Genomic DNA, 7,737 nt, shown 5'->3' with positions numbered 1-7,737 from the left:
CCCGTCCCCCTCCGCCACCCCTTCCTCCCTTTCCGCGACCAAAGGCACCCCGTCCCCCGCCGCCCCGCCCGCACCCGGCGCCACGACCGTGACCGTCCCCCCGGTCGCCGGCCTGACCCGGGACGCCGCCACCCGGCTGCTCGACGCGGCCGGACTGCACTACGAGGTCCACGAACTCACCGACTGGAAGCTGCCCGCCGGCTCGGTCATCAACTCCGCGCCCCTGCCCGGGCACACCACGGCGACGGACACCCCCGTCCAGCTCTTCATCTCCAAGGGCCGCCCCGGAAGCTGACCGCCCGCGCCCGCGGTCCCGCCCGCGAGCGTCGCCCCTCGGCATGCCGAGAGGCCACACCGGCTTCCGCTGCTCTGCTACTTCGGGGGCAGCGGCAGGACGTGGCGGAGGGCTTCGAGGGCGTCGGGGTCGCCGTCGACGGTGAGGGTGGTCAGGGCGCCGCGGCCGTAGGTGAAGAGCACGAGCTCGGCGGGTTCGCCGGTGAGGCGGACGGTGGGGGAGCCGGCGGGGCCGACGGTGAGGGAGCGGCCGTCGGGGTGGACGAGCGCCAGCCGGATGGGGGAGCGGCGGCCGGCCTCCAGGCGGGCGATCATGGGGAGGCGCCGCCAGAGGGCCTCGGCGCGGCCGGGCGGGACCGGCTGCGGGGTCCAGTCGTCGGCCGCGCGCAGCACGTCCTCGGCGTGGACGAAGTACTCGACGGTGTTCGCCGCCTCGTCGGCGCCGGGCAGGGCGAACGGCGAGTAGACCGGAGGCCCGGCCCGGAACAGCCGCACCAGCTCCTCGTACGGCCGCTCGGCGTACCCGTCCTGCACCCGCCGCGTCCAGCCGGCCAGCGCCCCGACCCGGATCCCCGCCGCCGCATCGGGCCGCCGCTCCCGGACCACCAGATGCGCGGCCAGATCCCGGGTCGTCCACCCCTCACAGAGGGTGGGGGCGTCCGGCCCGGCAGCGGTGAGGAGTTGGGCGAGCCGGTGGCGTTCGGCGAGGGCGTGGTTCGACATGGTGGAAGCCTATGGGCTCATCTGCCCACCGGGCCCGGTCGGTTGCGGCGCAGCGCCGACCCGTTCGGATGCGGGCCCTCCGAACACCGCTTGGAGCAGGTCTCGCTGTGCTCCTGGTACCGCCGGCTCCGCCCGCGAGGACCCGGAACTTCTGCGCGAGGGCGGGCAGGACGGGCCCCCAGCTGCCGTGGTCGCCCCACGAGCCGTGCACCAGGACCAGCGGCTCGCCGTCCCCGCCCACCTCGTAGAAGAGCTCGACCCCGTTCACCGCGACCCGTGGCATGTCCGCCCTCCTCGCCCGCAGACGGCGGTCGCCGCCGCGGCCATTGAGGCACCCCGGGCCCGGCCCCGCAACCGCGACGGGCCCGACACCACGCGCACGGCCGCCCCGCGCGATTGGGGCGGATCAAAGCCCTGACGGGACGGAAGCCCGAACCGAGACCACGGAGCCGTCGGTCGGGCAGCCGGCCGACTCCTTCCGGGTAGTGGTCGGGAGGGTGTCGCCGGGGCCGACTGGGTTCTGTATCGGGTGGGTATCAGGGAGCGCTTGGTTGTCCATCGAATGGGCGCGCCGGTCCGTGCGAAGGGGCGGACAGGGTGCGGGAGTACGGCGGCCCCCCTCGGTGGTCGGGCCGATCGCACCTGGGATGACCTGGGGTTTCGCGTAGGAGAGGGGGTGTGGGAATGGCGTCGCAGGTCCTGCCGTGCGCCGGGGGCGTGTTCGGTGCCTGCCGTATGGTCCCCTTGTGGCTGCCGTCCCGTGGGCAGTCGGCTGGTCACCGGACCGTTCGAACAGGAGCCATCCGCCCGTGTCATTCTCCGCCCCGGCTGGGGCTTCCTCGCGCCCGGTCCGCGTGCTGCTGGTGGAGGACGACGATCTGATGCGCCGGTCCTTCACGGTCGCGCTGGAACGTTACGGCTACGAGATGGCGGCCGCCGCCGACGGTCTGAGCGGGCTGGAGATCTTCCGTGACGGGAGTTTCGACCTGCTGATCCTCGACGTGATGTTGCCTGGGCTGGACGGGATCGGCCTGTGCAGGAGAGTCCGGGAGACCAGCCTGGTACCCGTCCTGATGATGTCCGCCCGTGGCGACGGGCTCGACGTCGTCGCCGGCCTGGAGGCCGGGGCGGACGACTACGTGGTCAAGCCCGTGGACACCTACGTGCTGGTCGCACGCATCCGCTCGTTGCTGCGGCGGGCCACCTACACGCCGTCCGCCGCCTCTCAGCCCGAGCGCGTCACTGCCGGGGCGCCGCCCGCCGACGGGGAGGTGCTGGTGTTCGGGGACCTGCGCCTCGACACCGCCGGACTGGAGGTGGCCGTCGCCGGAGAACCGGTGGCGCTCACCCCGACCGAGCTGAAGCTGCTCCTGGAGTTCGCCGCACACCCGGGCGTGGTTCTGGAGCGGCACACCCTGCTGCGCAACGTCTGGGACTACGGCTGGGACGGCGACAGCCGGGTCGTGGACCTGTGCGTGCAGCGGCTGCGCAGGAAGCTGGGGCGGGAGCGGATCGAGACGGTCCGCGGCTTCGGCTACAAGTTCAGGCGCTGAGCCCGGTGCGCGGGTTCCGCCGGCCGCGGCCGGCCCGGGCGTCCCTGCGGTGGAAGATCGCCGCGCTGGCGGCGGCCACGGCCTGCCTGGTCGTGGCGGCGGTGGGCGTGCTCGTGCACCTGTGGACCGCCCGCGACATCCGGAGCCGGGCCGAGGCGCAGGCCTTCAACGCCGTGTACTCGGCCATGGACGTCTACCGACGCACCGGAACTCTGGCGGACGGAGCCGAACTCGACCCGGCCGAGCTGCCCGCCGAACTGCGCCACCCGGCCGACGACGCCCGGCACACGGTCTACGACGGGCGGGTCGACGGACCCCTCGGGCCGTCCGTCTGGGCCTCCCAGCGAACCGCCGGCCCCGGCAGCCCGGTCCTCGCCGTCCGGGTCAACACGGGCCCGCAACTCTACGGACTGCACCGGCTCGACCTGACCATGACCGTCGCGTCGCTGGTCGCGCTCGCGGCGGCCACGCCTCTGGCCGTCTACGGCGCCGGGCTGGTCGCCCGTCGGCTGCGGCAGGTCTCCGAAACCGCGGTCCGGATCTCCGCCGGTGACCTCGATGCCCGGACCGGGCCCACCGGGGGCAACGACGAGGTCGCCGACATCGCGGCCACCGTCGACCTCATGGCCGACAGCCTCGGCCGGCGGCTGCGCACCGAGCGCCAGTTCACCGCGGACGTGGCTCACGAGCTGCGCACACCCGTCGGCGGCCTGCTGGCCACCGTCGACCTGCTGCCGCCCGGCGAGACCGAGGACCTGCTCCGCGCCAGGGTGCGCGACCTGCGCGCCCTGGTCGAGGACCTCCTCGAGATCTCCCGCCTGGATGCCGGGGCCGAGCAGCCGGTCCGCGCCCGGGTTCCGCTCGGCGAGGTCGTCGCCGATGCCGTGGCGCGCACCGGCCTCGACGCCGAGGTCACCGTCGCCGCCGCGCACGGCCCGGCCGCCGCGCACGGCCCGGAGGACGCGCACCGCTCGGCCGCCGCGCACCGCTCGGAGGACGCCACGACCGTGGAGACCGACCCGCGCCGCCTGGAACGGATCGTCAGCAACCTCGTCGTCAACGCCCACCGCCACGGACGGGCCCCGGTGCGGGTCACCGTCGAGGGCCGCACCGTCGTGGTGCGCGACCACGGCCTCGGCTTCCCGGCGGACCTGCTGCTCCACGGCCCGCGTCGCTTCCACAGCGGCGCCGCCGAGCGCGGTTCGGGCCACGGCCTGGGCCTGACCATTGCCCTCGGACAGGCTCGGCTGCTCGGTGCCGAGCTTCACCTGGACAACGCCCCGGACGGTGGGGCCGTCGCCACTCTGCGCCTGCCGGCCTGACCGCCCGGCTCCGCGGAACCGCTACGAAGCGGAGCGGACGCCGATACACGCCGGCGCGGGTCCCGATACGTCGCCCGGACACCCTTCGAAGTGCACCGTCCGCACCGAAGAGGAGTCCCCGTGACCACCGTCCCCCTCACCCCGTACCCGCCGAACCCGGCCCCCGGGATCGCGGCCGCCACCACCGACCTGACGAAGGTCTACGGCAGCGGCGACACCCGGGTCGTGGCCCTGGACCGGGTCAGCATCGGCTTCCGGGAGAGCGAGTTCACCGCGATCATGGGCCCCTCCGGCTGCGGCAAGTCCACTCTGATGCACTGCGCCGCCGGGCTCGACACCCCCACCTCCGGCGGCGTCCGCATCGGCACCACCGAGCTGGGCTCCTTGCGCGACCGGCCGCTGACCCGGCTGCGCCGCGACCGGATCGGCTTCGTCTTCCAGGCGTTCAACCTGCTGCCGACGCTGACCGCGCTGGAGAACATCACGCTGCCGCTGAGCATCGCCGGCCGCCACCCCGACCGGCAGTGGCTGGACCGCGTGGTCTCCATGGTCGGCCTCTCCGGGCGCCTCGACCACCGGCCCGCGCAGCTGTCCGGCGGTCAGCAGCAGCGCGTCGCGGTCGCCCGCGCCCTCGCTTCGCGGCCCGCGATCGTCTTCGGCGACGAGCCCACCGGCAACCTCGACTCCCGCTCCGGCGCCGAGGTCCTCGGCTTCCTGCGCGACTCGGTGCGCGAACTCGGCCAGACCGTGGTCATGGTCACCCACGACCCCGTCGCCGCCGGCTACGCCGACCGCGTGGTGTTCCTCTCCGACGGACGGCTTGTCGACGAGATGACCCGCCCCACCCCGGACCGGGTCCTCGACGTCATGAAGCGCTTCGACACCCGCGCCCGCACCAGCTGACCCGCGCCCGCACATCCCCGTCCCTCCCACGCCCCGCCGCTCCCATGCCCCGTCCCTCCCACGCCCCCGGAAGCCGAACCCATGCTGAGAACAGCCGTGCGCAACGTCCTGGCGCACAAGGCCCGACTGGTCATGACCGTCCTCGCGGTCTGCCTGGGTGTCGCATTCGCCAGCGGCACCCTCGTCTTCGCGGACTCGGCCGCGGCCGCCTACCGCGCCGCCGCGTCGAGGAACTTCGCCGACATCGCGGTCACCGTCACCGCACGACAGGCCCCGGCCGGGGCCGCCGCGGACCAGCCGGACAGCGTCCTCGACGACGCGCTCGCCCGGCGACTGGCCGCAGTCCCCGGTGTCGCCGCCGTGCGGCCGTCCGTCGACGGCCGGGCCGCCCTGAACGCGGCGGACGGTACCCCGTTGCGGGTCAGGCCGGGCGCGAACCCGGCCGCCGCCTACGTACCCGGCCCCGACGGCGAGGACCGCCGCCACCCCCTCGCCGCAGGCCGTGCCCCGGCGGGCGGCGACGAGATCGCCGTGGACAGTGGCACCGCTGCCGCCGGGCACCTGCACGTCGGTGACTCGGTCACGCTGGCCACCGACGGCCCGGCCATGACCATGCGGCTCGTCGGCGTCGTCACCACCACGGACACCCGGGTGCTCGCGGGCGGCACCCTCGTCCTGTTCGACCGGGCGACCGCCCAGCGACTGTTCGCCACTTCGGGCCACTACACCGCGATCGACCTGTCCGCCGCGGCCGGCACCGGCCAGTCCGAACTCGCCCGGCGGGTCGCCACCGTGCTCCCGCCCGACAGGGCCGAGGTCACCACCGCCGCCGCCCGGGCCGCCCAGCAGGCGGTCTACGTCGGCACCCTGACGCGGGGCTACCAGAAGATGCCGACGGTCTTCGCCGGAATCGCGCTGTTCATCGGGTCCTTCCTGGTCATCAACACCTTCACCATGCTCGTCACCCGGCGCACCCGGGAGATCGCGTTGCTCCGGGCGATCGGAGCCTCACGCCGTCAGGTGGTCCGGTCCGTCCTCGTGGAGGCCGTCCTGGTCGGGCTCGCCGCCTCGGCGGCCGGGTTCGTCCTCGGCCTCGGCATCGCCGCCGTCCTGCCCGGCCTGCTGAGCACCGGCGGGGACCTGCTGCCCGACGGCCCGCTGGTCATCGGCCCGCGCCCCGTCCTGGCGGCGCTCGGCGTCGGGGTGGGGGTCACCGTGCTCGCCGCCTGGCTGCCTGCTCGCAAGGCCGCACGCGTCGCGCCCGTCGAGGCGTTGCGTACGGCGCAGCAGCCGCCCGCCGGCCGGTTCCGCGTCCGCGCCGTCGCGGGGCTCGCCCTCCTCGCCCTGGGCGTCGGCCTGCTCGTCCCGCTCACCGGCGCGAAGGACGCCTCGGAGGGGAACCTGCGCGGCGCGATGCTCGGCTGCGGCGTCCTCGTCCTCGCCCTGATCGTGCTGGCGCCGCTACTCGTGGTCCCGGCGATCCGGCTGATCGGCCGCCTGACCGGCCGTTCCGGGATCACCGGTCACCTCGCACAGCAGAACGCGCTGCGCGACCCGCGGCGCACCGCCGCCACCGCCGCCACCCTGCTGGTCAGCACCGCGCTGGTGACCGGCCTCGCCGTCATCGGCAACTCCACCGGGCAGGCGCTCGACCGTCAGGCCGCGGCCGGCCTCGGCGCCGAATACGTGATCAGCACCCGCACCACCACGACCGGCGTCGACCCGGCCGCCGTCCAGCGAGTCGCCCACACCGCCGGGGTGCGGGCCGCGAGCGCCGTCGCGGACTCCGTCCTGTTCATCGGCGGCCGGGTCCGTGACATCTCCGGCGTCGACCCCGACTCCGTGGACGACGTCATGAGGCTCGACTTCCTCAGCGGCTCCGCGAAGGACCTCGGACCCGGCCGGATCGCCGTCTCCAGCACCATCGCCCGGGAGAGCGGCCTGAGCACCGGCAGCCAGGTCGACGCCACCATCGGCCGGAGCCGGACCTTCGCCAAGTACACCGTCGTGGGCGTCTACCAGGACAATCCCACCGCCCACGACGCCCTCGGCGCCCGCGCCGAGGTGCAGCAGGACGGCTTCCTGCCGGACTCCGTCCAGCGGATCCTGGTCCGCACCGACCCCGGCTCGGTCTCCCCCGCCACCGAGGACCGGCTGCGTGCCGCCGTCGGCAACAACCCGCTGCTGAAGGTGCAGGACCGGCCCGCACTCGTCCGCGAGGCCGCGGGCACCATGGGCAACCTGCTGACCCTGATGTACGGGCTGCTCGCCATCGGCGTCGTGATCGCGGGGCTCGGCATCGTGAACACCCTGGCCATCTCGGTCGCCGAACGAACCCGCGAGATCGGTGTACTGCGCGCCATCGGCATGGACCGCGCGGGCGTCCGGCGGATGATCCGCCTGGAAGCGGTGACCGTCGCGGGCTTCGGCACCCTGCTCGGCCTGGCCGGCGGCCTGTTCGGCGCTTGGGCTGTCGGAGCGTTGGCCAACGGCGCGGTGAAGCAGTACTCCCTGGCGCCGCCCTGGGGGACCCTGCTCCTCGTCTGTCTGCTGTCCCTCGCGGTCGGCGCTCTCGCCGCCGCCGTACCGGCCCGCCGGGCAGCCGCCCTGAAGCCGCTCGAAGCCGTCGCGGAGGCGTGACCCCGGGCCCCGGCACGGCAATCGCGGAACGACGAAGGCCCCGGCCGGTGAACCGGTCGGGGCCTTCGTGAAGGCGGAGGATACGAGATTCGAACTCGTGAGGGGTTGCCCCCAACCTGGGGCCACCCGGCACCTCAGCTTCGAACCCCGCACCCGTGAACAGGTCGAAGCGATCACCGCCCGGTCCATCGACTCCGCGCGCGCACCCCGCGCACCGAGTACTGCCTCGCCGTCCGGGCGAGGCAGCGAGGCGCGGGAATCTTTTCCCTCGGGGATTCTTTGTTTCTTCCGACCCCTTCCCC

General features: G+C 74.4%; 6 protein-coding genes. 5 read left to right on the top strand and 1 reads right to left on the bottom strand.

The annotated features are described in order from the left end of the window. On the top strand, positions 1-295 hold a 295-nt coding region (locus tag ACFU7Z_RS31985; RefSeq protein ID WP_380781329.1), incomplete at its 5' end, for a PASTA domain-containing protein. A 77-nt stretch (positions 296-372) separates the two neighbouring features. Here the strand turns inward: ACFU7Z_RS31985 and ACFU7Z_RS31980 are convergent. Beyond that, positions 373-1,017 carry a TIGR03085 family metal-binding protein gene (locus ACFU7Z_RS31980; protein WP_380781327.1) on the bottom strand — a complete coding sequence of 215 codons (645 nt, stop codon included), beginning with the start codon at positions 1,015-1,017 and terminating at the stop codon, positions 373-375. Between the two features lie 881 nt (positions 1,018-1,898). Between ACFU7Z_RS31980 and cseB the strand changes: the two genes are divergently transcribed. The 4 genes from cseB (at position 1,899) to ACFU7Z_RS31960 (ending at position 7,435) form a co-directional block, all read left to right on the top strand. Next, on the top strand, positions 1,899-2,570 hold the full coding sequence (cseB, locus tag ACFU7Z_RS31975) for a two-component system response regulator CseB (RefSeq protein ID WP_234348271.1): 672 nt from the start codon (positions 1,899-1,901) through the stop codon (positions 2,568-2,570). Positions 2,571-2,575: 5 nt separating this feature from the next. Beyond that, positions 2,576-3,892, top strand: coding sequence for an ATP-binding protein (locus tag ACFU7Z_RS31970; RefSeq protein WP_380781325.1), 1,317 nt, complete (start codon positions 2,576-2,578; stop codon positions 3,890-3,892). A gap of 168 nt (positions 3,893-4,060) precedes the next feature. Then, complete coding sequence (locus ACFU7Z_RS31965) at positions 4,061-4,795, top strand: ABC transporter ATP-binding protein (RefSeq protein WP_074001196.1); 735 nt, start codon at positions 4,061-4,063, stop codon at positions 4,793-4,795. An 81-nt stretch (positions 4,796-4,876) separates the two neighbouring features. Further along, complete coding sequence (locus ACFU7Z_RS31960; protein ID WP_380781323.1) at positions 4,877-7,435, top strand: ABC transporter permease; 2,559 nt, start codon at positions 4,877-4,879, stop codon at positions 7,433-7,435. Positions 7,436-7,737 lie beyond the last annotated feature (302 nt).

The organism is Kitasatospora sp. NPDC057518 (assembly GCF_042802075.1).
Taxonomy (GTDB): Bacteria; Actinomycetota; Actinomycetes; order Streptomycetales; family Streptomycetaceae; genus Kitasatospora.
Note: the sequence above shows the minus strand (reverse complement) of the source record. Positions and strands in the feature narration are given on the sequence as shown.